Source organism: Catellatospora bangladeshensis, assembly GCF_016862575.1.
GTDB lineage: Bacteria > Actinomycetota > Actinomycetes > Mycobacteriales > Micromonosporaceae > Catellatospora > Catellatospora bangladeshensis.
On record NZ_BONF01000009.1, the window covers coordinates 156,303 to 182,067 of the forward strand.

At 71.7% G+C, this 25,765-nt stretch carries 29 protein-coding genes, 2 tRNA genes and 1 pseudogene; 19 read left to right on the plus strand and 13 right to left on the minus strand.

Features of this window, described 5'->3' with window-relative positions:
- Positions 1-17: 17 nt before the first annotated feature.
- Positions 18-971, minus strand: a complete 954-nt coding sequence (locus Cba03nite_RS08025; RefSeq protein WP_203743646.1) for an aminoglycoside phosphotransferase family protein — start codon at positions 969-971, stop codon at positions 18-20.
- Between the two features lie 49 nt (positions 972-1,020).
- Positions 1,021-1,470, minus strand: a complete 450-nt coding sequence (locus tag Cba03nite_RS08030; RefSeq protein ID WP_203743648.1) for a DUF3307 domain-containing protein — start codon at positions 1,468-1,470, stop codon at positions 1,021-1,023.
- Positions 1,471-1,633: 163 nt separating this feature from the next.
- On the opposite strand from Cba03nite_RS08030, the gene Cba03nite_RS08035 reads away from it, so the two are divergent.
- Positions 1,634-2,350, plus strand: a complete 717-nt coding sequence (locus tag Cba03nite_RS08035; protein ID WP_203743650.1) for a hypothetical protein — start codon at positions 1,634-1,636, stop codon at positions 2,348-2,350.
- Between the two features lie 5 nt (positions 2,351-2,355).
- Here the strand turns inward: Cba03nite_RS08035 and Cba03nite_RS08040 are convergent, their stop codons facing one another.
- The gene (locus tag Cba03nite_RS08040; RefSeq protein ID WP_203743652.1) at positions 2,356-2,910 is read right to left on the minus strand and encodes a YbaK/EbsC family protein; all 555 of its coding nucleotides are present in this window, start codon (positions 2,908-2,910) and stop codon (positions 2,356-2,358) included.
- 42 nt (positions 2,911-2,952) lie between these two features.
- Here Cba03nite_RS08040 and Cba03nite_RS08045 point away from each other — a divergent pair, with 42 nt between their 5' ends.
- Positions 2,953-3,372 (plus strand): HIT family protein, encoded by a 420-nt coding sequence (locus Cba03nite_RS08045; protein ID WP_203743654.1) that lies wholly within the window; start codon positions 2,953-2,955, stop codon positions 3,370-3,372.
- 4 nt (positions 3,373-3,376) lie between these two features.
- On the opposite strand, the gene Cba03nite_RS08050 is transcribed toward Cba03nite_RS08045, so the two are convergent.
- The 3 genes from Cba03nite_RS08050 to Cba03nite_RS08060 all read right to left on the minus strand — a co-directional run bounded on the left by Cba03nite_RS08050 (position 3,377) and on the right by Cba03nite_RS08060 (position 5,102).
- Positions 3,377-3,631, minus strand: a complete 255-nt coding sequence (locus Cba03nite_RS08050; protein ID WP_203743656.1) for a hypothetical protein — start codon at positions 3,629-3,631, stop codon at positions 3,377-3,379.
- A 71-nt stretch (positions 3,632-3,702) separates the two neighbouring features.
- Positions 3,703-4,659: a DUF1152 domain-containing protein gene (locus tag Cba03nite_RS08055; protein WP_203743658.1), complete on the minus strand. Its 957-nt coding sequence runs from the start codon at positions 4,657-4,659 to the stop codon at positions 3,703-3,705.
- Complete coding sequence (locus Cba03nite_RS08060) at positions 4,659-5,102, minus strand: NUDIX domain-containing protein (RefSeq protein ID WP_203743660.1); 444 nt, start codon at positions 5,100-5,102, stop codon at positions 4,659-4,661. The genes Cba03nite_RS08055 and Cba03nite_RS08060 overlap by 1 nt, the downstream gene beginning before the upstream one ends.
- A gap of 76 nt (positions 5,103-5,178) precedes the next feature.
- On the opposite strand from Cba03nite_RS08060, the gene Cba03nite_RS08065 reads away from it, so the two are divergent.
- From Cba03nite_RS08065 to Cba03nite_RS08115, 11 genes and pseudogenes are all read left to right on the plus strand, one after another.
- On the plus strand, positions 5,179-5,601 hold the full coding sequence (locus Cba03nite_RS08065; protein ID WP_203743662.1) for a DUF1801 domain-containing protein: 423 nt from the start codon (positions 5,179-5,181) through the stop codon (positions 5,599-5,601).
- Positions 5,602-5,650: 49 nt separating this feature from the next.
- Positions 5,651-6,436: a peroxide stress protein YaaA gene (gene yaaA / locus Cba03nite_RS08070; RefSeq protein ID WP_203743664.1), complete on the plus strand. Its 786-nt coding sequence runs from the start codon at positions 5,651-5,653 to the stop codon at positions 6,434-6,436.
- 202 nt (positions 6,437-6,638) lie between these two features.
- Positions 6,639-6,711, plus strand: a tRNA-Trp gene (locus Cba03nite_RS08075).
- A 22-nt stretch (positions 6,712-6,733) separates the two neighbouring features.
- A tRNA-Asp gene (locus Cba03nite_RS08080) sits at positions 6,734-6,806 on the plus strand.
- 62 nt (positions 6,807-6,868) lie between these two features.
- Positions 6,869-7,450: a hypothetical protein gene (locus Cba03nite_RS08085; protein WP_203743666.1), complete on the plus strand. Its 582-nt coding sequence runs from the start codon at positions 6,869-6,871 to the stop codon at positions 7,448-7,450.
- Positions 7,447-8,343 carry a prolipoprotein diacylglyceryl transferase gene (locus Cba03nite_RS08090; protein ID WP_203743668.1) on the plus strand — a complete coding sequence of 299 codons (897 nt, stop codon included), beginning with the start codon at positions 7,447-7,449 and terminating at the stop codon, positions 8,341-8,343. The genes Cba03nite_RS08085 and Cba03nite_RS08090 overlap by 4 nt, the downstream gene beginning before the upstream one ends.
- A 244-nt stretch (positions 8,344-8,587) precedes the next feature.
- Positions 8,588-9,415, plus strand: a complete 828-nt coding sequence (locus Cba03nite_RS08095) for an alpha/beta fold hydrolase (RefSeq protein WP_203743670.1) — start codon at positions 8,588-8,590, stop codon at positions 9,413-9,415.
- Between the two features lie 107 nt (positions 9,416-9,522).
- Positions 9,523-9,759 (plus strand): helix-turn-helix domain-containing protein, encoded by a 237-nt coding sequence (locus Cba03nite_RS08100; RefSeq protein WP_203743672.1) that lies wholly within the window; start codon positions 9,523-9,525, stop codon positions 9,757-9,759.
- Positions 9,759-10,349, plus strand: a pseudogene (locus Cba03nite_RS08105) (Clp protease N-terminal domain-containing protein); the annotation flags it as partial. The gene Cba03nite_RS08100 and the pseudogene Cba03nite_RS08105, both read left to right, overlap by 1 nt.
- 134 nt (positions 10,350-10,483) lie before the next feature.
- On the plus strand, positions 10,484-11,530 hold the full coding sequence (locus Cba03nite_RS08110) for an aldo/keto reductase (RefSeq protein WP_203743676.1): 1,047 nt from the start codon (positions 10,484-10,486) through the stop codon (positions 11,528-11,530).
- Positions 11,531-11,591: 61 nt separating this feature from the next.
- A complete protein-coding gene (locus Cba03nite_RS08115) occupies positions 11,592-12,020 on the plus strand; it encodes a GNAT family N-acetyltransferase (protein ID WP_203743678.1) in 429 nt (142 codons plus the stop codon).
- Here the strand turns inward: Cba03nite_RS08115 and Cba03nite_RS08120 are convergent.
- Complete coding sequence (locus Cba03nite_RS08120; RefSeq protein WP_239125556.1) at positions 12,005-12,646, minus strand: HhH-GPD-type base excision DNA repair protein; 642 nt, start codon at positions 12,644-12,646, stop codon at positions 12,005-12,007. The two genes, Cba03nite_RS08115 and Cba03nite_RS08120, sit on opposite strands and share 16 nt — an antisense overlap.
- 13 nt (positions 12,647-12,659) lie before the next feature.
- On the opposite strand from Cba03nite_RS08120, the gene Cba03nite_RS08125 reads away from it, so the two are divergent.
- Positions 12,660-13,685 carry a protein kinase family protein gene (locus Cba03nite_RS08125; RefSeq protein ID WP_203744193.1) on the plus strand — a complete coding sequence of 342 codons (1,026 nt, stop codon included), beginning with the start codon at positions 12,660-12,662 and terminating at the stop codon, positions 13,683-13,685.
- Between the two features lie 9 nt (positions 13,686-13,694).
- Here Cba03nite_RS08125 and Cba03nite_RS08130 read toward each other — a convergent pair whose 3' ends face one another.
- The 4 genes from Cba03nite_RS08130 to Cba03nite_RS08145 form a co-directional block, all read right to left on the minus strand.
- A complete protein-coding gene (locus tag Cba03nite_RS08130; RefSeq protein WP_203743682.1) occupies positions 13,695-15,557 on the minus strand; it encodes a hypothetical protein in 1,863 nt (620 codons plus the stop codon).
- Positions 15,554-16,843 (minus strand): alpha/beta hydrolase, encoded by a 1,290-nt coding sequence (locus Cba03nite_RS08135; RefSeq protein ID WP_203743684.1) that lies wholly within the window; start codon positions 16,841-16,843, stop codon positions 15,554-15,556. Before Cba03nite_RS08135 ends, Cba03nite_RS08130 begins: the two co-directional genes overlap by 4 nt.
- 12 nt (positions 16,844-16,855) lie before the next feature.
- Positions 16,856-19,075 carry a WD40 repeat domain-containing protein gene (locus Cba03nite_RS08140; RefSeq protein ID WP_203743686.1) on the minus strand — a complete coding sequence of 740 codons (2,220 nt, stop codon included), beginning with the start codon at positions 19,073-19,075 and terminating at the stop codon, positions 16,856-16,858.
- Between the two features lie 574 nt (positions 19,076-19,649).
- Positions 19,650-20,276 carry a cytidylate kinase family protein gene (locus Cba03nite_RS08145; RefSeq protein WP_203743688.1) on the minus strand — a complete coding sequence of 209 codons (627 nt, stop codon included), beginning with the start codon at positions 20,274-20,276 and terminating at the stop codon, positions 19,650-19,652.
- A gap of 64 nt (positions 20,277-20,340) precedes the next feature.
- Here Cba03nite_RS08145 and Cba03nite_RS08150 point away from each other — a divergent pair, with 64 nt between their 5' ends.
- The 4 genes from Cba03nite_RS08150 (at position 20,341) to Cba03nite_RS08165 (ending at position 23,503) form a co-directional block, all read left to right on the plus strand.
- Positions 20,341-21,087, plus strand: a complete 747-nt coding sequence (locus tag Cba03nite_RS08150) for a class I SAM-dependent DNA methyltransferase (RefSeq protein WP_203743690.1) — start codon at positions 20,341-20,343, stop codon at positions 21,085-21,087.
- A gap of 126 nt (positions 21,088-21,213) precedes the next feature.
- A complete protein-coding gene (locus Cba03nite_RS08155; RefSeq protein WP_203743692.1) occupies positions 21,214-21,726 on the plus strand; it encodes a hypothetical protein in 513 nt (170 codons plus the stop codon).
- A 95-nt stretch (positions 21,727-21,821) separates the two neighbouring features.
- Positions 21,822-22,637 (plus strand): MerR family transcriptional regulator, encoded by an 816-nt coding sequence (locus Cba03nite_RS40230; RefSeq protein ID WP_203743694.1) that lies wholly within the window; start codon positions 21,822-21,824, stop codon positions 22,635-22,637.
- The gene (locus Cba03nite_RS08165) at positions 22,637-23,503 is read left to right on the plus strand and encodes a transglutaminase-like domain-containing protein (RefSeq protein ID WP_239125587.1); all 867 of its coding nucleotides are present in this window, start codon (positions 22,637-22,639) and stop codon (positions 23,501-23,503) included. The genes Cba03nite_RS40230 and Cba03nite_RS08165 overlap by 1 nt, the downstream gene beginning before the upstream one ends.
- Before the next feature lie 11 nt (positions 23,504-23,514).
- Here Cba03nite_RS08165 and Cba03nite_RS08170 read toward each other — a convergent pair whose 3' ends face one another.
- Positions 23,515-24,417: a hypothetical protein gene (locus Cba03nite_RS08170; RefSeq protein WP_203743698.1), complete on the minus strand. Its 903-nt coding sequence runs from the start codon at positions 24,415-24,417 to the stop codon at positions 23,515-23,517.
- Between the two features lie 79 nt (positions 24,418-24,496).
- The gene (locus Cba03nite_RS08175) at positions 24,497-25,228 is read right to left on the minus strand and encodes a neutral zinc metallopeptidase (RefSeq protein WP_203743700.1); all 732 of its coding nucleotides are present in this window, start codon (positions 25,226-25,228) and stop codon (positions 24,497-24,499) included.
- A gap of 164 nt (positions 25,229-25,392) precedes the next feature.
- Here Cba03nite_RS08175 and Cba03nite_RS08180 point away from each other — a divergent pair, with 164 nt between their 5' ends.
- Positions 25,393-25,764 carry a DUF4259 domain-containing protein gene (locus Cba03nite_RS08180; RefSeq protein WP_203743702.1) on the plus strand — a complete coding sequence of 124 codons (372 nt, stop codon included), beginning with the start codon at positions 25,393-25,395 and terminating at the stop codon, positions 25,762-25,764.
- Position 25,765: the final 1 nt, after the last annotated feature.

The window sequence follows — 25,765 nt, forward strand, 5'->3', positions numbered from 1 at the left end:
TACGCCGCCGCCGGTGCTCACAGCACGTTCGGCGCCAGCAGCTCGGCCAGCCAGCCGGGCACGGCCTGCCCCCACTTGGCCAGCTCCTGCTCGTCGCCGTCGGCCAGGGAGCGCTGCCAGGACAGGGCCCGGCTCACCTTCGCGGCCTGGATCGCCGGTTCGACTTCGGCGGCCAGCTCGGCGCGGGTGCCGTGGCCGGCCCACGGTTCCAGGTAGGCGTCGCGCAGCCGGGCCAGGACCGGGTCGCCGGGCTTGAGCCCGTACCGTTCGGCGGCCACCCGCAGCGCGACGAGCAGCACCGCGAACGGGTGCGCGACCGACGCGTCGCCCCAGTCGAAGAACCGGTACCCGTCGCCGACCAGGACGTTGTCGTCGTGCAGGTCGTCGTGCTGCACCGACAACGGCACCGCGCTCGCCGCCAGCTGCTCGCACAGCGCCGCGTAGCGTGGCTCGTGGGCGCGCAGCCGGGCCAGGTCCTCACCCAGCGCGGCGGCCACGCCCGGGTCGTCGAGCAGCGCGGCGAAGTGGCCCGGCAGCACGGCCGCGCTCATGTCGGGCACGCCGAGGGCGATCATGTCGCCCGCGTGGGGGGCGAGGTCGCGCTGCAGCTCGGCGTGGCGCGACAGCAGCTGCTCCCAGTGGCCGGGGTCGTCGGGCGCGGCCGCGCGCAGGGTCTGCCCGCCGTCGGGCAGCAGCGACCAGCCGCGTTGCGCGTCGATCGCGATCGGCTCCAGCACCCGCCCCGGCGCCCACCGGGCCAGGGCGTCCAGCAGCCGCGCCTCGTACGTCGAGCAGTGCCCGTTGGCCTTGAACCAGACCGTGGCGGCGCCGACGGGGACCTTCGCCAGCACCGACCAGGGCCGCACCCGGGTCTGCTCGACCGTCCCGGTCGGGCGCAGCCCCGCCGTGGTCAGCGTGTCGTCGATCCAGGCCAGCGCCTGTGACCAGTCGGGTACCACGGTGGAGTCCATGGCGGGCAGGCTACCGGCGCGGCTGCCACGGCCGCCTGCGGGTTCCGGCTCAGATCGCGACTATCAGCAGCGCCGACACCAGCAGCGCCAGCAGGTGCAGGGCCTGGTCGGCGGCGTACATGCCGCATACGGGGGTGGTCAGCTCGGCGAAGCGGGGCGAGCCGGTGGCCCGCAGGATCGCCCGCACCGGCCAGCGCCGGTCCAGGATCGCGTGGGTGCCCGCCGAGAACGCGAGCCCGGCGGCGATGCCCCACGGCGACAGCGGCAGTTCCAGCAGCGCGGTCGTGGCGATCAGCAGCACCGTCACGGTCAGGTGGTAGCCGGCCAGGTGCCCGGCCATCGCCGCCCAGCCGCCCCGGCCGGGCGCGGACTTGCCCTCCGCCTGCCGGTCGGTCTGCGCGACGTGGTCGCCGAGCTGGTGCCCGACGTACAGGACGAGCAGCACCACGGCGAACGTCGCCGCGCGCGCGACGACCAGCGGATCGGGTACGGAGGACATGCCGTCCATCGTTGCTCGCCGAAGCCTGCGGTGCTGCGATCCAGCCGACAGTTTCGATGTGTCGTCCACTACGGGGTGAGCGTGGAATGTGACCTGGTTCTCGCCCTGCGCGCTCGGTAGTGTGTCGGGCCGGTCCGGATCACGACACACGGGGAGTCCGTCGATGCAGTACGCCGCGCTCGTCCGCCCCGCCCTCGACCGGGTCTACAGCGCCATGCGGATGGCCGCCCGGGAGCAGTGCCGCCGCGTCAGCGAGCAGACGGGCCTGCGGCCCGGCCTGAACACCAGCTTCTACTTCGGGCTGCTGGCCCGGCCGATGCCCGCGGCGGCGTTCGCGGCGGTCACCGCCTACAGCGGCGGCGACATGAGCGACGAGCTGGCGCAGGGCGTGATGGCCGTCGACGGGCACGGCACCTGGTCGCTGACGCCGCGGGGCCGGGACTTCACCCTGGCGCTGCAGCAGGCGGTCGCCGACGGCGCGCAGGAGCACTGGGGGCGCGCCCACATCGCGACGATGCCGGGCCTGGCCGCGCTGCCGCGCCTGGCGGAGCTGCTCGCGGTGCTGCTGGAGGCGGGACAGGCCACCGGCGGTCCCGCGTTCGCGGCGGCGGCGCCGGTGTACGAGCCGGCCGGTGCGTCGTACGCGCTGCGGGTCAGCACCCGGATGGGGGCGCTGCGCCACCACCGCGGCGACGCGCACCGGGCCGCGTGGGCCGCGGCCGGGCTCACCCTGGACGAGCTGCGCGCCCTGGACGCCGCCGACCCGCTGCGCGCGGCGGTCGAGGACGACACGAACCGCCGCGACGCCCCCGTCTACGAGGCGCTCACCGAGGCGCAGCGCTGGGAGTTCCTGGCGCTGCTCGCGGCGCTGCCGGGCTGAGCGGCTCAGACGCCGAGGGACTCCAGGACGGTGGCGCCGGGCAGCCCGGCCAGGACCTTGCCCGGGACGAGGATCTTGCCGCGCCGGTTGCCGGAGCCGATGACCACGTACGGGGTGTCCGCGACGGCGGCGTCGACCAGGACCGGCCAGTCCTCGGGCAGGCCGATCGGGGTGATGCCGCCGTACTGCATCCCGGTCAGCGCCACGGCCTCGTCCATCGGCGCGAACGACGCCTTACGCGCCCCGAGGTGCTTGCGCACCAGGCCGTTGACGTCGGCGCGGGTGCTGGCCAGCACCAGGCACGCGGCGTAGGTCACGTCCTGGCCGCGTTTGGCGGCGACGATGACGCAGTTGGCCGACAGCTCGGGCGCGACGGCGTACGCCTGCCCGAAGTTGCCGGTGTCGGCCAGGTCGGGATCGGTGTCGACGACCAGCACCGAGGTGACGGGCTCGGCGCCGGTCCAGGCGGCCAGGGCCTGGGCCACCGGCGCGGCGAGCAGGTCGGCGCGGTCCACGGCGGGCCAGGCCGCCTCGAAGTTCCCGATCGGTGCGGCAGACATGGGCCCGATGCTACCCACGGCCGCGATAGGCTCGGCGATCAGATGGACGGCTGCCTGTTCTGCGAGATCGCCGCCGGCGACAAGCCGGCGTTCGTGGTGCACGCCGACGAGCACATCGTCGCGTTCCTGGACACCCGCCCGGTGTTCCCCGGGCACACCCTGGTGGTGCCCCGCACGCACGTGCCGACCCTGCACGACCTGCCCGCCGACGCGGTCGGCGGCTACTTCCAGCGGGTGCAGGCCATCGCCGGGGCGGTCGAGTCGGCGCTGCAGGCACAGGGCACGTTCGTGGCGCTGAACAACCGGATCAGCCAGAGCGTGCCGCACCTGCACACGCATGTGGTGCCCCGGCGCAAGGGCGACGGGCTGCGTGGTTTCTTCTGGCCCCGCACCAAGTACGCCGACGACGCGCAGGCCCGCGAGCACGCCGACGCGATCGCGGCCGCGCTGGCCGAAGCCTGAGCGCTCAGCGGGCCGTCTGGAACACGGCGGTGGTGGTGGCCAGGAAGTACACGATGAGCAGCACCGCGGCGAGCATCGCGCCACGGGTGGCCAGCAGCCATGCGGCACGCGCCGACTTCACCGCCGCCTTGGCCTTGGGCACGCCCGCGACGGCGCCCTTGTATCCGGCGCGTGCCTGCTGCATCTTCAGCCACCGGCGGCCGACGAACAGCCCCAGCAGCACCCCGATGATGCCGATCATCAACGCGTCCCCGGACATGTCCCGAACCTAGCCGCTGCACCACCGGCGGGCGATAGCTCATTCATCCACATTGGGCGTGCGGCCTGCGCTCAGTGCGGGAACATCCGGGGGATGCGGGTGTCGGTCTGGGCGCGGAACTCCTCGATGGCACGGCTGACCTGCCGCATGAGGTGCGTGTCCTCTATCCGGGGCAGCAGCAGGTTGCGGGCGGCCAGCCCGGCCAGGTCCACGGTGAAGTACACCGCCATCAGCGGGTTGACGAACAGCCTGCTGCCGGCGGTGCGGGCGGTGAACCGGACGTCGCCGTGCAGGCCCTGCAGCGCGGCGGCGATCTGCCCGTTGACGATGCTGGGCCAGCCCGGGGTCAGCGCCCGCGCGTGCACGACCGCCTCGACGTAGTCACGGGCCTGCGGCGAGCCGCCCGGGATGGACAGCGCCCCCAGGTACGCCCCGGCGTGTTCCAGCTCGGCGAGGTTCTCCAGCACCTGCACGTGGTTGACGCCGTGGTGGGCGTCGATGCCGAACCCGAGGCAGGTGACCAGCCGCACGGGCACGTCCAGGCCGTTGACGGCGGCGAGGCTGGTCATGTCCTCCTCGGGGGTGCCAAGGCCGGTCTCGTCGCCGCGCATGAGGATGTCGGTGCCGCCGTCGACGAGCACGACCGCGTCGGCGCGCAGCCGGCCGAGCAGCTCCCGGTAGGCCTGCCGCAGCGGCTGCACGCCGGTCTTCGGGAACGCGTACACCGTCGCGGGCAGCCCGCGCAGGGCCAGCCACTGCGCGAGGGTCCGCTCCGGGAAGTACCCGTCCAGGCCCTTCGTGTCCGGGCCGATCGCGGCCACGTCCTCGGCCACCCACACGGCGGGGTCCAGCGCGGTCAGGTCGGCGAACGACAGGTTCGCCAGGTGCACCTCGACCCCGTCGGCGTGCAGCTGCAGCGCCAGCGGCAGGCCCGCGTACACGTCGAACCCGCCGCCCGCCCCGGCGATCAGGACCCGCTCGCAGCCGGCCAGGGCCTCGAACAGGCCCGGTGTGCGCAGCGAAGGCATCAGACGGGGTCGGAGGGGAAGAACCGGCCGGACAGCGTCAGGTACTCGTTCGAGTCGAGGAACCGGCCCAGCACGAACCCGGACGCGGGCGTGAACGCCCGCCCGGACAGCACGTCCTCGCCGGGCACGAACTCGGCCAGCACCCCCTGCTGCGGCACGATGTCGGGGCCCCACGCGGGGGTGCCGACGGCGAAGCAGTACACGTCGACGCGGGTGCCGGGCAGGAAGCCGTGCCAGAACAGGTCCGGCTCGCCGTCGACGGGCAGGCCCGTCTGCTCGGCGATGTGCCGCTTGGCCGCGTTGACGGGCGTCTCGCCCGGCCGGATCGCACCACCGGGCAGGCTCCACCGGTTGGCCCGCACCGCCGACTGCTCGTCGCGCATGCGCAGCAGCACGGCACCGGTCCGGCCCACCAGGGCGGTCAGCGCGATACGGGTGCTCATGTGGCGAAGCGTACTTCGCCGCGTCACCCCCGCGCTGTCCCCGCCCGCCGTCGTACGGTCGGCTTAGGCTGTCCGCATGGCCGAGCCCAAGACCACCAGGAACGACGCGAGCGTCGAGGAGTTCCTCGCCGCCGTCGCCGACCCGCGCCGCCGTGCCGACGCCCAGGCCCTGTGCGAGCTGATGGAGCAGGTCACCGGGCAGCCGCCGGTGATGTGGGGCGCCGCCATCGTCGGTTTCGGGCAGTACCGCTACGAGTACGCCTCCGGCCGCACCGGCGACTGGCCCGCGGTGGCGTTCTCGCCGCGTAAGCAGAACCTGGTCGTCTACCTCGCCGAGGGCTTCGCCGACGACGCCGCCCTGCTCGCCCGGCTGGGCCCGGTCACCACCGGCAAGGCGTGCCTGTACGTCAAGCGCCTGGACGGCGTCGACACCGCCGCGCTGCGGGAGCTGGTCTCGTCCGGGTTCGCCCTGGTCCACGGCAGGACGATCACGAGCTGAGCGCCGTGCCGCCGCCGGGCGGGGCGGCCCGGTCGCCTATGGTGTGGCGGTGCTGATCCTGCTGCCGCCGTCGGAGGGCAAGGCCGCGTCCGGCTCCGGCAAACCGCTCGACCTGGACGCCCTGTCGCTGCCCGCGCTGCGCACCGCCCGCGAGCAGGCCCTGGCCGCGCTGGTCGGCCTGTGCTCCGGCGACGCGGTGCAGGCCGCCGAGGTGCTCGGCCTCAGCCCCGGCCTGGCGGGGGAGACGGCACGCAACGCCGCGCTGCGCACCGCGCCCGCGCTGCCCGCCGCCAAGCTCTACACCGGCGTCCTCTACGACAACCTCGGCCTGGCCGACCTGCCCCCGGCGGCCCGCACCCGCGCCCGCCGCACCCTGCTGATCTTCTCCGGGCTGTGGGGTGCGCTGCGCATCGACGACCGCGTCCCGCCGTACCGCTGCGCCATGGGCGTACGCCTGCCCGGGGTGGGCCTGCTGTCGGCGCACTGGCGCGAGCCCATGGCCCAGGCGCTGCCCGAGGCCGCCGGACGCGGCCTGGTCCTGGACCTGCGCTCGTCGATGTACACCCCCGCGTGGACCCCGCGCGGGGACGTCGCCGCCCGCACCGCGACCGTGCGGGTGCTGCACGAACGCAACGGCGCCCGCACCGTGGTCAGCCACTTCAACAAGGCCACCAAGGGCCGGCTGGTACGGGACCTGCTCGCCGACGGCGGCACCCCGCGCGACCCGGCGGAGCTGGCCAGCGCGCTGCGGGACCTGAAGTACACCGTGGAGACGCAGGCCCCGGCCCGCGCGGGCCGCCCGTGGCAGCTAGACGTCGTCGTCACCGAGCTGTAGCGAAAATCCTTTGTGGCGGCCGGGGCCGCCCCGTTACGGTATGCCGGTCAGCGAGCACGACGAACATCCCGAGGAGGCAGGCATGTGGCGCGACACCGATCCGCCTGCCCGGGGTGACCGGCGCCGCTGAGCGCCACGTGAACGGCCGACGCCGTCCGCCCCGCACACCGGGGACGGGCGGCGTTCTGCTTTGCACGAGCACGCGGGTGTAGCTCAACGGTCAGAGCACCGGCCTCCAAATCCGGCGGTTGCGGGTTCGAATCCTGCCGCCCGTGCTCCCACAACTTCATACGCACTGCCGGTGTGGCTCAGTGGTGAGAGCACCCGCCTGTCGAGCGGGGGGCCGCGGGTTCGATTCCCGTCACCGGCGCGAGATCGCACGGTTTACCGCCGCGAAAAGGGGTATCTGCCTGCTCGAAGGAGGTACCCCCGATGGACACCGGACAGATCATCATCCTGGCGGTCGTGCTCGTGGCCGTGGCCGTGGGCGCGTTCGTCGCCTGGCAGGCCATGCGCCGCCGGGAGCTGCGCAACCGGTTCGGCCCCGAGTACGACCGCGCCGTGGCCGAGTTCGACTCGCGCGGCGAGGCCGAGCGGGAGCTGCGTGATCGCGAGCGCCGCCACGGCGAGCTGGAACTGACCGAACTCTCCCCGGAGGATCACGCCCGGTTCGTGGTCCGCTGGCACGCGCTGCAGGCGCATTTCATCGACGCCCCGGCCGACGCCGTCGGTGAGGCCGACGAGCTGGTCACCGACCTGATCGCGGCCCGGGGTTACCCGACCGGCGACGCCGACGAGCAGCTGGCGCAGCTGTCGGTGGACCACGCCGCGACCCTGGAGTCGTACCGCCAGGCGCAGGCGATCGCCGACAAGAACCGCAACGGGCAGGCGAGCACCGAGGAGCTGCGCGTGGCGGTGGTCCGCTACCGCGAGCTGGTCGCGCAGCTGCTGGGCGAGGAGCCCGTGCCCGCCGACCCCACCCCCGCACGTCAGGACCAGGAGATCAACGCATGAGCCACGACACCAGGACCCACTTCGGACAGGACCTCGCCGACGAGACCGACCGCGACGGGCGGCTCAACGGCGTGCCGCACGAGCGCATGACCGACGACCGGGACGCGTTCGACGGCGAGCGGCCCGCCGACGACCGCGACGTGGTCGACGGCGAGCTCGTCGACCCGGCCGACGAGCCGGAGCACCGCCACGACCAGGACGGCGTCGTGGCCGCCGACCACGCCGACGGCGAGCGTGACGACGTCGAGCCGGTGGACCTCGACGGTTTCGGCGGCACCACCCGCGGCGGCCACGACGTGGCCGTCCCGGACACCGACGCCACCGACGACCCGGTGCACCCCGAGGCCCGTATCGGCGACGAGACGCCCAGCGCCGACGCGCCCGCCCACGGCGACGACGAGACCGGCGGCGAGCAGACCCGCACCCTCGACGACCTCGCCGACGTCGAGGTGACCGACGACGCGCTCGCCGAGCAGGCCGCCGCCGACGACGACCTGACCGACGCCGAGCGTGACGCCGTCGAGGCGGAGGCGGTCGACGCCGAGGCCGTCACGCCGGACGCCGACCCGGTGGTGGCCGGTGCGGACGCGGTGGACTCGCCGTCGGATGTGGACGCCACGGTGGCGGCCGCGTCGCTGTGGAGTGCCGGTGCCGCCGACGGCCTGCGGGAGCGGTGGCAGGCCGCGCAGCTGCGCTTCGTGGACGACCCGGCGGCAGTCGCGGCCGAGATGCGCGACCTGATCGGCGAGACGGTGGACCAGTTGCAGGCCAGCCTCGCGCAGCGGCGCCAGGAGCTGGACGAGGCGTTCGGCTCGGCCGGCACCGACACCGAGCAGCTGCGCCAGGCGGTGCAGCGCTACCGCGACTTCCACCAGCAGCTGCTGGAACGCTGAGGTCATCCCGTCCGGTGGGGGCGCGGCGCACTCGGGTGCGCCGCGCCCCGCCGCCGTACGGACCGCCCAACACGGCGAACAGACCCCATTCGGCCCGTATCTCGGATAAGGTGCACAGCTCGCGGAACGCAGCTACCCACCGTGATGACAGTGTTACGGTCGGCAGGTCGGCGCTCGCGCCCGCAGCGCAGCACGCGCGTGCCGCCCGCAGCCGAAACCACACCGAGCACGGAGGTAACCGACCGTGAGCACCGGCAAAGTCACCACCAAGGACGGCACCGAGATCTTCTACAAGGACTGGGGGACCGGGCAGCCCGTCGTCTTCAGCCACGGCTGGCCCCTCACGGCCGACGCCTGGGACGACCAGATGTGGTACGTCGTCTCCAACGGCTTCCGCGCCATCGCCCACGACCGGCGCGGCCACGGCCGCTCCAGCCAGCCGTGGGACGGCAACGACATGAACACCTACGCCGACGACCTCGCCGCCGTCATCGAGAAACTCGACCTGCGCGACATCGTGCTCGTCGGCCACTCCACCGGCGGCGGCGAGATCACCCGCTACATGGGCCGCCACGGCACCGACCGCGTCGCCAAGGCCGTGCTCGTCGGCGCCATCCCGCCGCTCATGCTGCAGACCGACGCCAACCCCGAAGGCCTGCCCCGCTCCGTCTTCGACGACATCCGCGCCGGCGTCGAACGCGACCGCTCCCAGTACTACCAGGACCTCAGCGCCCCGTTCTACGGCGCCAACCGGCCCGGCAGCAAGGTCAGCCAGGGCATCCGCGACCACTTCTGGCTGATGAGCATGACCGTCGGCTTCAAGGGCGCGTACGACTGCATCAAGGTCTTCTCCGAGACCGACCTGACCGAGGACTGCAAGAAGATCGACGTGCCCACGCTGATCATCCACGGTGACGACGACCAGATCGTGCCGATCGTCGCCGCCGCCAACAAGTCCTCCAAGCTCATCAAGGACAGCACCCTGCACGTCTACCCGGGGGCGCCGCACGGCCTGACCGCCACCCACCAGGACGAGTTCAACGCCGACCTGCTCGCCTTCCTCAAGGGCTGACACCAGGCCCCCCATTCGACCGGCCGCGCCTCCCGTTTCCGCGGGGCGCGGCCGGTCGCTGTCAACTCAAGTTGACAACCCGGTACGCGTCAACCTACATTGACACCATGAGCGACGCGACCAAACTCGCCGCCGCGGCCGGCAGCACCGACCCCGGCACCGGCCTACGCGCCGTGCTCGCCCTGCGCAGACTCCTCGAAACCCTCGAAGTGCTGCAGGTCGGCAACGCCCGCCGAGCCGGCTGGTCCTGGCAGGACATCGCCGACGCCCTCGAGGTCAGCCGCCAGGCCGTACACAAGAAACACGCCGCACGCTGGCCCGAACCGGACCGACGGGAGAAATGATGTTCGAACGATTCACCGACGCCGCCCGCGCCACCGTCAACGGCGCCCAGACCGAAGCCCGCCAACTCCGCCAGCACCACATCGGCACCGAACACCTCCTGCTCGCGCTCCTGCGCCCCGGCCCCGACACCGGCCTCGCCCACAACCTGCTCACCGCCACCGGCCTGCGCCACGACCAGGTCGCCGCCGACGTCACCCGCCTCGCCGACGCCACCGAACCCCTCGGCGCCGCCGACGCCGCCGCACTCGAAGCCATCGGCATCGACCTCGAAGCCGTCAAAGCCAAACTCGAAGAGAACTTCGGCCCGGGCGCCCTCACCCCGCCCAGCCCACCCGCCCGCCGCGGACTGTTCGGACGCCGCCGCGCCACCCCCACCAGCCCCGGCCACATCCCGTTCACCCCCCGCGCCAAAGTCGTGCTCGAACTCTCCCTGCGCGAAGCCCTCCGCCTCAAACACCGCCACATCGGCACCGAACACATCCTGCTCGGCCTCATCCGCGAAGGCCGCGGCCTCGCCGCCCGCATCCTCACCGACCACGGCATCGACCTGCCCGACCTGCGCACCCGCACCGAACAGGCCGCAGCCGGCACCAAAACCGCCTGACCCACGGCGGGCCGCGGATCCCGGCCCGCCGCACCGGCTTGACCTGGAGCGCACTCCAGCACCTACGCTCAACCCCAAGATCGAATCCCGCCTTGCGGGAGACCAGGGGAGAGCACCACATGCGCTACCGCACACTCGGCCGCACCGGCATCGACGTCAGCACCTACTGCCTCGGCACCATGATGCTCGGCAGCGTCGGCAACCCCGACCACGACGACTGCACCCGCATCATCCACCACGCCCTCCACCACGGCATCAACTTCATCGACACCGCCGACATGTACTCCGCCGGCGAATCCGAGACCATCGTCGGCAAAGCCCTCCAGCACCACCGCGACGACGTCATCCTCGCCACCAAAGTCCACTTCCCCATGGGCTCCGGCCGCAACCGCGGCGGCAACAACCGCCGCTGGATCCTCACCGCCGTCGACGACAGCCTCCGCCGCCTCCAGACCGACTGGATCGACCTCTACCAGATCCACCGCCCCGACCACACCACCGACATCGCCGAAACCCTCGCCACCCTCGACGACCTCGTCCGCGCCGGCAAAATCCGCGCCTACGGCTGCTCCACCTTCCCCGCCGAAGAACTCGTCGAAGCCCACCACGCCGCCCACCAGCGCGGCATCAGCCCCTTCCGCACCGAACAGCCGCCGTACTCCCTGCTCGCCCGCGGCATCGAAGCCGACATCCTGCCCGTCGCCCAGCGATACGGCATGGGCGTACTCACCTGGAGCCCCCTCGCCTCCGGCTTCCTCTCCGGACGCATCCAGCGCGACACCGTCGACCTCACCACCGGCCGCGCCGCCCTCACCCCACACCGCTTCGACCCCGCGGCCGCAGGCAACCACGCCAAATACGCCGCACTCGAACAACTCACCGCGCTCGCCGCCGACCTCGACACCACACTGCCCGCGCTCGCCGTCGCGTTCACCCAGGCCCACCCCGCCGTCACCGCGACCATCCTCGGACCGCGCACCACGGAGCAGCTCGACGCCGCCCTCAAGGGAGCAGAACTCGCGCTCGACGACGCCACCCTCGACCGCATCGACGGGATAGTCACGCCTGGCACCGACCTCTACCGGCCCGACGGCGCCTGGCAGCCTCCCGCGCTGGCCGACCGGCGCCTGCGCCGCCGCCCCCTCGACGAGCGCGCCGCCGCCTGACACAGGTGCGCTGACCAATATACCGCTGGCCAGGTCGCACACCCCGGCCTACCGTCCGGCCATGACCATCACCTACAGCTGGCGTACACCCTTCGACAACACCGAACTCGACGCGCTGCACGCCGTGGGCTTCGGGTACGAACCGTCCGGCCACGACTGGTGGGCACAGGTCAGCCGACACAGCCTCGGCTGGGTGTGCGCGCGTGACGGTGCGCGGCTCGCCGGATTCGTCAATGTCGCCTGGGACGGCGGCGGCCACGCGTTCCTGCTGGACACCGTGGTCGCCGCCGACCAGCGCCACCGCGGCGTCGGCACCGGGCTGGTGGCCGAGGCGGCACGGCAGGCGGCGGCGGCCGGATGCGAATGGCTCCACGTCGACTTCGAGCCACACCTGCGCGGCTTCTACTTCGACACCTGCGGCTTCCGTCCCACCGACGCCGGACTCATCCCGCTTCCTGGCCGCCCGGCACCAGGTCAGCCTGCGGTCTGAGCCGGACCGGCAGCGGCCGGACCCGTCGACCAGGCCGGCTCGGAAGCCTCCGGCACCAGGCGCTTGCGGTACTGACGCACCCTGCCTAGCGAGACGTCGTCTGAGATGTCGGCCACCGACAGGAACACGTCCTCCGTGCCGTACCGGCCGGCCGCCGCCTGCCAGCCCTGCGGCCGCACGCCCAGGCGCTTGCCGAGCAGCGCGAGGAAGATCTGCGCCTTCTGCCGGTCGAACCCCGGCAGCTCACGCAGCCGCGCAAGCACCACCCACGCCAACGGATCCGCCCACACCCGGGCCCCATCTCCGCCGTAACCCCGCGTCAGATGCTCGCACAGCCGCCGTACCCGCTGCGCCTTCACCGCCGGAAACGGATGCAGCACCGGCACCTTCGCGAACGCCGCCGTGAGCAGACCCATGTCCACCTCGCACAGGTGCGTCACGGTGAGGCGCTCGACCCCCAGCCGTTCGGCCAACCGCACCGGTGCCATGAACGCACGCTCCACCGGGTGCTGGTCGTCGTGGAGCAGCATCCCGATCAGCAGCGCCAGCGGATCGTCAGCCAATCGACGATCGACTTCCTCGTCCTGAGCCAGGTGCAACGCCACAATGAAGAGAATATGCGCCACGGGAGGAGGCCACGTGCAAGCCGACGCGCAGCCCTTGCCCTTCAACGCCGGCAACCCCGCCACGGTCGGGGTCTGGCGGGTGCGCCACGGCACGACCACGGCGATCGAAAAGATCATCCAGCCGCCGCCGACCGCTTTCACCGGTTCACCGCAATGGCAGACCAGCACCGATCCCCTTCACTGGAACTACTGGAAACGCGAGCTGCTGGCATACCGCACGGGTCTGTGCCGTGAGGTCTTCGCCGATGCCGGCCTCTGCGCGCCCGCGGTCCTCGACGCCCGGAAACTGCCCGAAGGCCGCTGGCGGCTCGTGCTGGCCGACTGTCCCGGCCGCACCGCCGCCGCGTGGACGGTCGCCGACTCCGGCGACTTCGCGAACCGCCTGGGCCGGGCCCAGGCACGCTTCGTGCACCAGGTGCCGAGGATCAGCTGGCTGTCACACAACTGGCTCGGCCAGTACCTGGCTGACCGGGACGTCGATCCCGACCCGGACTGGACCGGAGCATTCGCCCAGACCTGGCCCCCGCACCTGCGCGCCGGACTGCAACGGCTCTGGGAACGCCGCCGCGAGCTGCTCGCCGTCGCCGCCGCGCTCCCACGCACACTGTGCCACCTGGACGTATGGCCAATGAACCTCTTCACCACAGGCGACCAGTACTCAATCATCGACTGGGCGTTCATCGGCGAAGGCGCCGTCGGCGAAGACGTCTCCAACCTGATCGTCGACTCGATGACCGACGGGCTCTACCCGCCGTCCATCCTGCCCGAACTGGTATCGGCCAGCACCGAGGGATACCTGGCGGGCCTACGTGCCAGCGGATGCCGGCTCGACGTGGCGACGGTACGCCGGGGGATAGCCGCGACCGGAGCAGCCAAATACACCTGGCTCGCCCCCGCGATGCTCCGCGCGGCCCAGCGCGCCGAACCCGTCGGGGCGGTGCACTACGGACTGGCCCGCCCCGCGACCGAGGCGTTCGACCACCGGCGGGAACTCTTCGAACTGCTCGTCAGCTGGGCACGCCTGGCCGAGGACGGATAGCCCCGACCCTCACGACGGCCGGAAATACTCCCGGAAGGTCTGGTGAGCCAACCGGTACACCGTCGTTCCGTCCTCCGCATCGATCATCACGTACGGCGCTGCCGCCGCCAGAACGTCGTCGACATCGGCCTCACGCACCTCCCCGGCCGACGACAGCGCTGCGGCCACCGTCGTCAACAGCTTGTCCGCCCGCGGCAACCCACGCCCCCGCGCGCACGCCAACGCCTCCAAGGTCGGCTCCGCCAGCGGAAACCGGTGGTTCAGCCGCTCGATCGCCTCCGCGAACAGCGCCCGGTGGTCCCTGTCCAGCAACCTGGCAAGCCTCAGCCGTCGATGCGGCAGCAGCAACTGAGGACGCGCCAATATCTCATGTATCGCCAGCCGCGCGAACAGGAAATGCCGGCCCCGCAACGCCTCCACCACCCAGTCGACCGCACCCGAATCGGCTACCCCCGCCATGACCAGCCGCCGCCGCACGTACGCACCCACCGCCGCTGGGTCATGACCCAGCGTCTGCACCTGCGTGTCGGGCCCCCGCAACAACGCGAGCAGATCCTCGCCGGCCGGCCCCGCCACATCCGGATCGGTGCCCGTCGCCGGGCGCATCCCCAGCACCACCCGGCAGCCGGGCACCCCCACCAGCCGCCGCCACACGCCGCTCGCCAACGCCTGCGGCTCCTGCGCCTCATCCAGCGCATCAGCAAGGACCCGAAACGGCATTCCACGTGCGTGCAACGCGGCAACCAGCCCATCGACGCCGTCGACCGACCCCACACCGGAAGCCCACGCCAGACGCTCGACCACGTCGCTGACACGCAACCCCGTCAGGCTCATCACCGCGTGGAAAGCCCGCGCCGGAGCCGCGTACACAGGCACGTAGTCCGTAGCGCGGGCCAGCAGATCCCGCATACCCGGATCGGACTCGACCAGCACGTTACCGAGCAGGGCCGACTTACCCACGCCCGGCGGACCGGTCACCACATACAGGCCACGGCCCGAACCCCGCAGCCAGTCCACGATCCGGCGGCTCTCCTCAGCACGCCCCACAAAATGCCACGCCAGCTCACCCAGCTCCCCACCCTGCGCCTTCGGCAGGAAATGCGTCCGCTCATCGGCCGACAGACCCAACAGGAACCGCCGGAACTCCTCATACAGGTCCAGCGGCGCGTTGACCGGGCCCGGCAACACCCGGCGCCGCACCAGCCGAGCGGCCCTCCGCGCGGACAGCAGATGAGCGCAGCCCTCCTCCAGCCGATCCTCCAGCCGGCCAACCAGATCCTTCAGGGACACCGACTCGTCATTGTCCGTGTACGACCGCAGCGTCGCCTCCAGCGCGTCGGAAAACCTCCCCAGATACCCGGTGCCCTCACCACCGGACCCGATCAGCGCCAGCCGTTGCGGGCTCGTGTGACGGCCGAGCAGGTGAGACGCCAGACGCCGCACGAACGTGTCGGCACCACACGCCTCCACCACCACCATCGCCCAGGCGTCCGCATGCGCCGCACGCCGCTGCCACTCGTTCACCACATGATCAGCGACCGCGTGCGGACTGAGGCCCGTACCGCGCATCGGCTTACCGGTCTCGTAGACACCCAGCCACGCATCGTCGCCGTCGCTCTCGCCGTGGCCAAGCCACACCACCACCGAACAACGCGCCGGATCCGGCTCCGACCACCGACGCAGCTCCTCGTTGACCGCAGACATGCTCGGCCCGGCCGGCGGCGGCCAAGGCGACCCCGACAACCCACCCAACTCCCGAAACAGCTCGGCCACCCGCCGCAGCTGCACCTCCATGTCGGAGATCGGGTCGTGATGGGCGTACGCGCCGACCCCGACCAGCAGCACCTCGAAGCTGTCGCCCCCGCCCGTCATGACGTCGCAAGTACCAACTGGCGCACCGCCGACGCGCCACCACTCTTGACCTCGACCCGGTACAGACCGCGAGCCGGCAGACGCACATACGCGACCGTGGCTCCACCCGCCGCGACGAATACGGGCCGCGCCACCGACGCCCCGGTCCCGGCGTCGACCACACGGCACGTCACTCGCGCAGGATCCGAGCGGTTCACCGCCACGACGTCGAACTGCTCGCCGACCTGGACCACATCAGGCACCTCCACACCCACACCTTCGGCACCCAGCGGCGGCCCGAGCGGCGACTCCGTCAGGACCGCCCGCACATGTGCGATCACCTCGGCCGTCCGTGCCAGCGCCCCGTGCCCCTGCGACACGTACGTGGGCTCCACGCCCGGCGGCGCAGCCGCATCACGGTAGACGGTGCCGTCACCGGCCCGGTTCTCGGCGCCAGCGAGGAAGTCGTGCACCGTGACCACGCCCTCCACGATCTCCAGCGACTGAGCCGTCGGCTGATCCACCCCGACGACCGCACGCAGCCCCGGCCGCCCGAGCAGCCGATCGGCCTCAGCCGAGAACGGCAGCGCCGCCTTGGCCAGATCCAGGTCGCCGCCGAAATCCGCCACGTCAACCGGCTCCAGTCGGCGCAGCCCCCCTGCGGCGCGCACACACCGGTACCGGGGGAGCAGGTCGTAAAGACCCGGCAGCGCCACAGCCAGCTCACGCACCCTCCGGTGCGGCAACGGAACGGGCGTGCCCAGCCCAGAGTTGATCATCTTGGTGGCCGCGACCGCGCCGAAGAACGGCGTCCCGATAGTTATGACACTTCGGGTGATCTCCGAACCGCCGAGCAACTCCGTGAACCACCTCGCGACCAGCCCTCCCATGGAATGGGCGACCAGCACCAGACGCGCTTGCGGATCACCCAGCCGATGCCGCCGCCACCGCTCCAGATGCCGCACCGCCGCCTGCGCCAGCCCTTGGGCGTTCACTGACACCGCCAGCCGCCAGTCGTACGGGAACTCGGCCACCGCCGCCGGGTCGGCGCACACCTGCCGCAGCGCAGCCAGCAGCTCGGTATAGGGCTCCACTCCACGCAGGAACGGCGCGAACGCCGGCGCGCGAAGCAGCCGCGTGGCCCGCACCGGCGCCCTGCCCGGCATCAGTGGCAGCAGGCCGTCCCCACCCAACCAGGCGTCGGCGTACCATCGCACGTCCGCCATACCCCAGACCACCGAGTCCGTCCGCTCGTCGACGAGCTCGCTGCCCATGATCCCGGGGATGACCATCACCGCATCCCGCATCCCGGCCCTCCTTCACGAGCGAGTCCCCGTCACGCCAAGCATAAGAACACCCGCGTCAGTGCCGATGGCAACCCGATCACGCTGCGCGACAAGGATGTGCGGCTGCACCCCCAACGGCAGGACATGCAGCGGCGAGCCCGATTCCACATCCCACAGACGCACCGTCTGATCACCGCCGATGCTCACCAGCGCCTCACCCGAACCGGTCGAGACCAGCCCGAGCGAGCGCACCGTGCCACGATGGCCGGTCATGGCAGGCAGCAGCTGGCGGCCGCTCTCCGCATCCCACACGATGATCGACCCGTCATTGCCACCAGTGACCAGGCGCACCCCACCCGCGACCGGAACTGCGACGATCGTGCGCACCCAGTCGGTGTGACCACGCAAAGGGGGCCCCGCCGGTTCGAACGTCGCAGCGCTCCACCGCAGCACCGACTGATCGTTGCCAGCGGTGAACAGCAGCCGCTGCCCACCCACCGAGGCGCAGGCCATCGTCCGCACCGCGTTCAGGTGACCGCGCAGTGGTGGCCGCACCTCGCCACCGGTGCCGTCCCAGACCCTGATCACGCCGTCGTTGCCGCCGCTGGCGAACAACGAACCGCCGAGATCGGCGATCGCCCGCACCCAGCCATCATGGGCCTGCCACCCTGGCCCCACGGGCTCCGACATGTCCGGCGACCAGAGCCGTATCCGGCCGTCATCACCGCCACTGGCCACCAGTCCGGCCACCCGCTGCAGCACCGTGACCGCACCGGAATGCGCCCGCCACGGCAACCGGACGACCTCACCACCGTCAAACGACCACCCGACCACCAGACCGTCCGCGCTGCCCGTGAACAGTACCGTCGCCGACCCGCTCGCCGCCGATGTCGCCGCCCGCACCGACCCGCGATGGTGCGCCGCGGAGGCCGGGGGAGGCGGCAGCACGGTGCTCCACAACCGCACGGTGCCGTCCTCACCGCCCGTGGCCAGCAACGACCTGCCGTCCAACATCGTCAGGCCACCGACGGCGGTGACCGGGCCGAGATGCCCGCCCCCGGCGACCTGCCGGGACGTCCCGTCGCTCGGCTCCAGGGCCCAGACCGTGCCCGCGTCAGTGCCGGCCATCAGCACGCCGCCGATGCCGGACGGCACCGCCGCCAGGCACGAAATCCAGTCGACCGCTCGTGACCACGAAGACGACACCGCACCGGTGGCCGTGTCGCAGACCATGACCGCACCGTCCACGTTCGCGACCGCGATCGCATCCCCGTCACCGGTCCGCACCGCCGTGAGGTGCAAGACCGGACCACCCTGGCCGCGAGTGTGCAGCTCACCGCCCGGAAGCCGCCTGATCCGCAGCTCGCCGTTCTCGGCCGTGGCGACCGCGGCGCCACCGCCTGCCAGAATCAGCGCCACCGCGAGCTCGACACCTGGCGCGGCGAACTCCGACCGCGGCTCCAGGTCGGCGGACCAGACGGTGACCCCGCCGGCCGACGCCGACAGAACATGCTCGTCCAGGTCTGCTCCTGCCGCGCCGACGCTCAGCGAGAGCACCGCCGAGGCCAGCTGCCGCTCGGCGGTCAACCGGCCGGTCCTGACGTCCCACAGCCGAACGGCTCCGTCTTCGCCGCCGGTGACGAAGCCGCCGGCCGTGGCGGCGATCGCGGTGACCGCACCGGCGTGCGCCGCCAACGGGTCCAGCACGGGCTGGCCGGCCTCGGGGTCCCAAAGCCGCACGACACCGTCCTCGGCCCCGGTCGCGAGCAGCTTGCGGTTCGGTCCGGCCACGACGGCCGTCAGCACGGTAACCTTGGCGGTGTGCGCGCCCAGTGTCACGTGCAGCGGTTCGTAGCGGTGGTGACACCAGTCGAAACGCCATCGCCCGACCCCGGCGAAGTGTTCCCGGGGTTCGGCGCCGCCGAGCCTGCTGGCCTCGATCGCCCGGATGGCGGCCCGGTCCTCGGGCGCGGCGGCGACCAGGAGGTGGTGGGCCGCGAGCACCGAGGCGACGCTCATGGGAAGATCCGATCGTCCGAAAGCGACTCGGAGTGCCTCGCCGGCTACTCGCTGGGGGTCCAGCCAGTCGATCACTACACCCTCGTCCGCGAGCAGCTGCCAGGCATTTGCCTCGGCCACGTGCTCAGGAAGGTAGCGGGACAGATAGGGGCTGGGCGGCTCAGGCAAGCCCTCGCGGACCAGGGCCAGTAGCCGCGCCACCACCGCGGTGAGGCGCCGTTCGGCTTCCGTCATCCCACCCCCCGGACCGCCCGCGGTATGCGCAGGACCATCTTAGATGGAGTTCGCGGTGAGCAGTGAAGTGCGCGGCGGCGGCCAACGAACCGCCGACGAGCGCTACGGAGCCGGATGAGCGCATTAGTGCCGTGTCGGGACGGTTGGTCTGACATGGGCTAAGCCCCGATGTTGCCGCTCCGTGGCCCTCAGGGCGTTTATGCAGGTCAGGGCCACTGTAATAGATCTTGAACTTGTCGGCGTTGCGGCGGTCACGGAATCAGCCCGGCTGTTGCACCTGCTGACGGGGACGTGTGCGCACGGGCCCGTACACAACTGCGTGAAATCTGACGGCTAGTCGGCCTGATGCGAGTTCTGGAGCGCGCGAAGGCAATGACGCACTGAGGTCACATAGATTCCGTTCCGGCATCATAACAGTCATTATGTTGTACGGCATTTATGAGCCGAACTCTGATCCTGAGCCCGTTTTCTGATTATTGAATTACCGGTAATGCCAATCCAGTAATTGACCCAGGGTTCGGCTGAGCGTGGCGCGGCCTTCGGAAGCCTCGCGGGAGACGCCGGGCGTCGTTGTTCAGAGTCCGAACAGCGTTGCGACGCGGTCGACGAGTTCGTCCTCGGACATCGCGCCGTCGACTTCCACGGCGGGCAGGTTCAGGCGGGCCACTTCCCCGCGCAGCCGGTCGGTGAACAGGCGCTCGCGCTCGAACAGGTTGCGCAGCGCCCGCTCCGGGTCGCTGGTCCGGCCGGCGATCTTCCATGTGGAGCCCCGGGTGTCGAAGGCGGTCCGCCGGAAGTCCGGGGTGGGCAGCAGCCACACCGCGTGGGTACGGTCCGCGAGCAGCGGCTCGACCAGGTGCGGCAGCAGCCGGAAGCCCTCGGCGACGACGGGCGGCGAGGTGGGCGTCGTCGCCAGGTCGTGGACGATGTGGTCGAAGCCCTCGCCGCGGTACCAGTGGAACGTGTCCAGCATTACCTGCGGGGATCGCAGCAGCCAGCGCTCGTCCAGGTCCATGGCGGCGAAGGCTGCCAGCAGTGGGCTGTCGTCGGAGGTGCTGCGCGCGGCGTGCTCGGTCATGACGTCGTCGGTGGCGTAGAGCCGCAGGCCGTGGCGTTCGGCGAGCCGCCGGGCGACGGTCGACTTGGCCGCGCCGCTCGCGCCGCCGATCCAGTAGACGTGCGGCAGCCGGGGTGTGGGCATCCTTCACCGTAAGCGCTGCCGATATTCGCGGGCGCGACATCGCGGCCGGGGGTACGGTCCGCCGATGAGTGATTCCACGTACGACGGGGACGGCTTCTTCGGCGAGCCGGTGGCGGCGGGGTACGACGACGCGGTGTCGGACTGGTTCCGGCCGGAGGTGGTCGGCGCGGCCGTGGACGTGCTGGCGGGGCTGGCCGGTGGCGGCCGGGCGCTGGAGTTCGCGATCGGCACGGGCCGGGTCGCGCTGCCGCTGGCGCAGCGCGGTGTGCCGGTGCACGGTATCGACCTGTCGCGGGCGATGGTGTCGCGGCTGCGGGCCAAGCCGGGCGGTGACGCGATCGAGGTGACCATGGGCGACATCGCCACGACGCGGGTGGCGGGTACGTTCTCGGTCGTCTATCTCGTCTTCAATACGATCATGAACTTGACCACGCAGGACGCGCAGGTGGAGTGTTTCCGCAACGCCGCGGCGCACCTCTCCCCCGGCGGCACGTTCGTCGTCGAGGTGATGGTGCCTGAGCTGCGGAAACTCCCGGCCGGGCAGAGTGCGGTGCCGTTCCGGGTGACCCCGACGCGGTGGGCGTTCGACCACTATGACGTGGCCACGCAGGCGATGAGCTCGAACTACGTGGAGGTGGTGGACGGGCGTGGGTCGTACCGGTCCATTCCCTTCCGGTACGCGTGGCCGGCGGAGTTCGACCTGATGGCACGGCTGGCGGGGCTGCGGCTTCGGGAGCGCTGGGCGGACTGGGACGGCACGCCGTTCGGCAGTGAGAGCGAGAAGCACGTGTCGGTGTGGGAGAGGCCCTGATCTGGCATTTCCTGGCCGACACGCGGCCGAGGCCGTTGGTGCTCACGTTCTGTGTCGATAGTGTCACCGTCGGAAGTTGACCGGGTACTGCGGGTGTTCCGTGGTCATCACCGACGGGGGTTCTACATGTCCGTATCCAGGATCGTCCGATGGGCTGCCGCTGCGGCCATCGTCACGGCCGGCGCGCTGGCCGGTCCGGCGAGCGCCGCTCCGCCTGCTGAGCCGCCGGCGGTGCCGGGGACGCAGGCGAGCCGGTTCGAGGTGCCGCTGACGGGTTCGGCGACGTTCGAGGAGCTGGGTGAGCTGGCGTTCACGGGCACGGTGCGGGTGGCCGTGTCGAATCCGGCTGACGCGGCGGCCAAGCGGATCATCCACACGCGGCTGGGCGAGGTGGTCGGCACGGGCACGGGGGTGACCTGTGAGGCGCGCAGTGCGGAGCACTTCCGGCTGGCGGTGGCGGAGACGCTGACGTTCACGGGGACGTTCGACCTGGTGCCGCCGGATGGTACGGCGGCGGGTGACGCGGCTGAGGCGTGCTGGGGGCAGCACCTGGACGTGGAGTTCACGGTGGCGCTGGGCGCCGACGGCAAGGTCACGGGCCAGCCGACGGCGGTCGTGGCGGAGGTTCCGGCGCCGTAGTGGTGCGGGTTCGGGGCGGGTCGTGCTGCGGCACGGCCCGCTTTTTCGTTGTGGGGCTTTACCCGGCCCCTGGGGCAGGACGCAGACTGGCGCGCGTGGCGGTTGGGGATGTTCGGCGCGGTGAGCTGACGACCGGTGAGTTCGGCCGGCGGTCGGGTCTGTCGGTGAAGGCGCTGCGGTTGTATGACGTGTCGGGGCTGCTGTGCCCGGCGCGGGTGGATTCGGTGACGGGTTACCGGTGGTATGCGGTGGAGCAGCTGGCGCGGGCGCGGCGGATCAGCTTGCTGCGCCAGCTGGAGATGCCGCTGGCGGTGATCGGCGAGCTGCTGGCGCTGTCCGACGAGGAGGCCGTGTTGCGGCTGGAGCGGTGGTGGGCGGCGCAGGAGGCGGCGGTGGTGGCGCGGCGGGGCACGCTGTCGCAGTTGCGGGGCGAGCTGTTGCGGGCGGCGGTGCCGGAGGTGGCGTTTGCGGTGGCGGTGCGGCGGGTGCCGGAGGTGAAGGTGGCGGCGCTGCGGTTCGAGGTGGATCAGCAGGGGCTGGTGGCGGCGATGCGGTTGGGTGAGGACGTGTTGCGGCGGCATCTGGCGGCTTCGGGTGTGGGGCCGGGTGGGTCGTTGCGGGTGCTGTATCTGGGGCCGGTGACGCCGGACTGTGCGGCGCCGATCGAGGTGTGTGTGCCGTTCTCGGGTGGGCTGGAGCCGGCGCGTACGGAGGTGTTCTGCACGGTGCTGCGGGATGACTGCTTCTATCCGCGGATCATGTCGGCGTATGCGGCGGTGGACGGGTTCGTGCGGGATGCGGGTCTGGTGGCGGCGGGTCCGGTGCGGGAGGTGTATCTGGCGGACTGGGATGCGGTGGCCGGGGATGGGCCGTACGCGGAGGTGGCGATGCCGGTGGAGGGGTGGTCGTGATGGTGCGGGACTGGTCGGGCCACTCCCCCTACAGCGATCCGGGTGGGTTCGCGCCGTTGCTGGACGGGTTGCCGGGTGAGGTGCGGGAGCTGGCGGCGGTGGTGCGCAACGTGCTGGTGCACTACCGGGCGGCGGGGATCGTGTTCGAGGGCGGGCGGCTGGCGGAGATCGACAACCGGTGGGTGGACCGGATCCTTGCCGCTGATCAGGGGCGTTTCCCGGTGCCGCTGGAGGTGCCGCGGCCGGTGGGGTCGCGGGTGGTGGGCTGTTGCCGGGACTTCACGTTGCTGACGGTGGCGGCGTTGCGGCAGCGTGGGGTGCCGGCGCGGTCGCGGGTGGGGTTCGCGTCGTATCTGGTGCCGGGGTTTCACTGCGATCACGTGGTGGCGGAGTTCTGGGACGGCGAGCGGTGGGTATGGGTGGACGCCCAGCTGGATCCGGCACGCGGCTGGGGGTTCGATCCGGCGGATGTGCCGGGTGCGGTGTTCGCGTCGGCGGCGTCGGTGTGGTCGGCGTACCGACGCGGTGAGGTCGACGTGGACCGGTATGGGGTGGATCCGTCGCTGCCGCAGTTGTCCGGGGGCTGGTTGGTGTTCGACTACGTGCTGCTGGAGCTGGCGCATCGGCAGGGCGACGAGCTGCTGTTGTGGGACGGCTGGGGTGGCATGGTCGAGGATCTGGCGGGGGCGGACCTGGGGCTGGCCGATGGGGTGTCGGCGTTGCTGCTGGCCGCGGACGGCGGTGACGAGTCTGCGGAGCGGGAGCTTGCGGCCTGGTACGCGCGGGATGCGCGGCTGCGCCCGTCGGGCCGGGTGCGGTGTCGTTCGCCGCGTGGCGTGACGGATTGGGTGGAGCTGCGGGGCTGACGGTCGTAGCGTCAGCCCTCGGCCGGTTCGGGTGCGTAGCCACAGGTCTGCGGGCCGCAGGTGGTTTTGTGGTCGCGGCCCCAGAGGTAGGTGTCGCGTTCGGTGGCTCGGGCGAGGTGAACGAGGCGGGCCTGCCTGCGTCGGGGCAGGTTCTGGGGCAGTGCCGTGAACGTCTCGGGCATGACGGCGATCATGCTGCTGACCTGTTCGCCGTCGTACATCCGCAGCAGTACGGTGCACTGCCACCAGCGTATGGTGCCTTCGCTGCCCTCGGGCCGGCCGGGCCAGTAGTAGTCGGCCGGGTCGGGGACGATGTGGTGGACTGCGTCGGGGTGGAGGTGGTGGTGGAGCCAAGGCCCGCCTTTGCCGAGGCCGAGGCGTAGGCGCCCGGCTTCTTCGTAGAGCGCGCATACCGTGGCGGTGTCGACGGCTTTGAGTGCGCGTGCTGCTTCCGGTAGTGGTTGTTCGCCGGGTGGGGCCTGCACCGGCCAGCGTCCGAGCAGTGCGCTGGCCTCCTGCCGAAGTGTCAGGGCCGGCGGGGTGCTCGGACGCTGCGGGATGGGTGGTGGCGGCGTCCACCGGGGATGGTGCGCTGTGATGTGGCCCAGCATCCATGCCCTGGCCTGCGGGCCTGCTGTGTTCCAGGTCCAGCTCATCGGCCGCTGGGTCAGGGCCTGCTCGCGGGTGCTGGCCGTTGCCCCGCGGCGGGACGGCGACCATCTCCTCGGCCGGGTTATGCCGGGCAGGTTGTGGCAGAGGTCGGCGAGGAACCGGATACGTTCCAGGGTCTTGTCCGGTGACTGGTCCTCCGGTAGATGTCTGGCTCCGTAGGCCAGATAGCGGATCTCGATGAACGCCTGCGCCGACAGGAGCGCGGCCACCTCCCGGTCTTGTTCGGCCTCGCGGTGCCTCATCGCGGATCCTCTTCCCTGCCCGGTGCGTCGGTGCCGCCGCTGAAGCCGCGGCCCCGACGCACCGTACCGGTGCGGGGGTTCAGCTGAGGTCGCAGGCGTCGAGGGAGCGTTCGTATCCGTTGAAGAACGCGCGGGTGCGCTGCTGGACGGTGCCGTGGGAGTCGGGGGCGAACCAGGGCTGGCCTTCGGGGTCGCCGACGGCGAGCAGGCCGGTGCGGAACTCGTCGAGGTCGCCGTCGGCGAGGGTGAGGTCGCCGCTGCGGACGGAGTCGCCGAGGTAGGCGCCGGCCATGCAGTCGGCCTGGAGTTCGTGGTCGATGGCGTAGCGGTGTTCGATGCCGAGGCGGGCCTGGATGGCGTGGGCGTATTCGTGGCCGAGCAGGTAGAACACGAACGCGTCGCCGATGCGGCGGAAAGCGGTGACGGCCCAGTCGGCGTCGTAGGCGATGAAGTCCCCTGCGGGGCAGTAGACGGCGTTGTTGGCGGGGATGGGTTCGGGGCCGCAGGCGAGGTCGCCGGTGTTGCGGTAGGGGCTGACGGTGCGCACGGGGGTGAACGCGACGCCGGAGTCGGTGAAGACGGCTTTCCAGTAGCGTTCGGCCTGGCCGACGGCGCCGCGGGCGTCGCGCTGGAACTCTTCGACGGTCTTGGTGCCGTCGACTTCGGCGCTGGCGGTGGCTTGCGGGGCGTTGGGCTGGGGTGCGGGGTCGTCGGGCAGGGTGGGGTCGTCGGGCAGGGCGCCGCAGCCGAGGGTCAGCACGGTGGCGGCGGCGAGTGCGACGGTCCAGCGGGTGCGGTGGCGGGCGGGCATCGCTCGTCCTTTCGGGGGCTGTCTTCTGTTGTAGCCGATGCCCACATCGGTGCAAGATCTGTCGCGGCTGGCAGGCCCGCTTCGCGACGTGTGGCCGGGAGTGTCACTCCCACCTGGTTCGATAGGGCTCGACAGTACTCAAGGCATCCGGGCGAGGAGTGTTCGTGGGCACGTGGGGCAGCGGGAACTTCGAGAGCGACACGGCGCTGGATCACCTGTCGATCGTCGTCGACCGGCTCGTCGCCGAGGTCGCCGAGGCGATGGCCGACGATCCGGTCACCATCGAGCCTGACGAGTACTGGGGTGTCGCCGTGCCGTGCAACCTGGAGCTGCTGCACGTCCTCGTCCAGGCCGGCTACGCCTCCGGCAGCCTGCCGGAGGCCGGGGTCGTCGAAGCGTGGAAGGAGACCTTCATGGCCGTCTGGGAGCGGACCATCGACGATCTGGAGCCGTCGCCGGCTTTCAAACAGGAGCGGCGGGCGGTGCTGAACCGTACGTTCGACCGGCTGGCCGACGCCGCCGCCCGGCGGCCGTAGG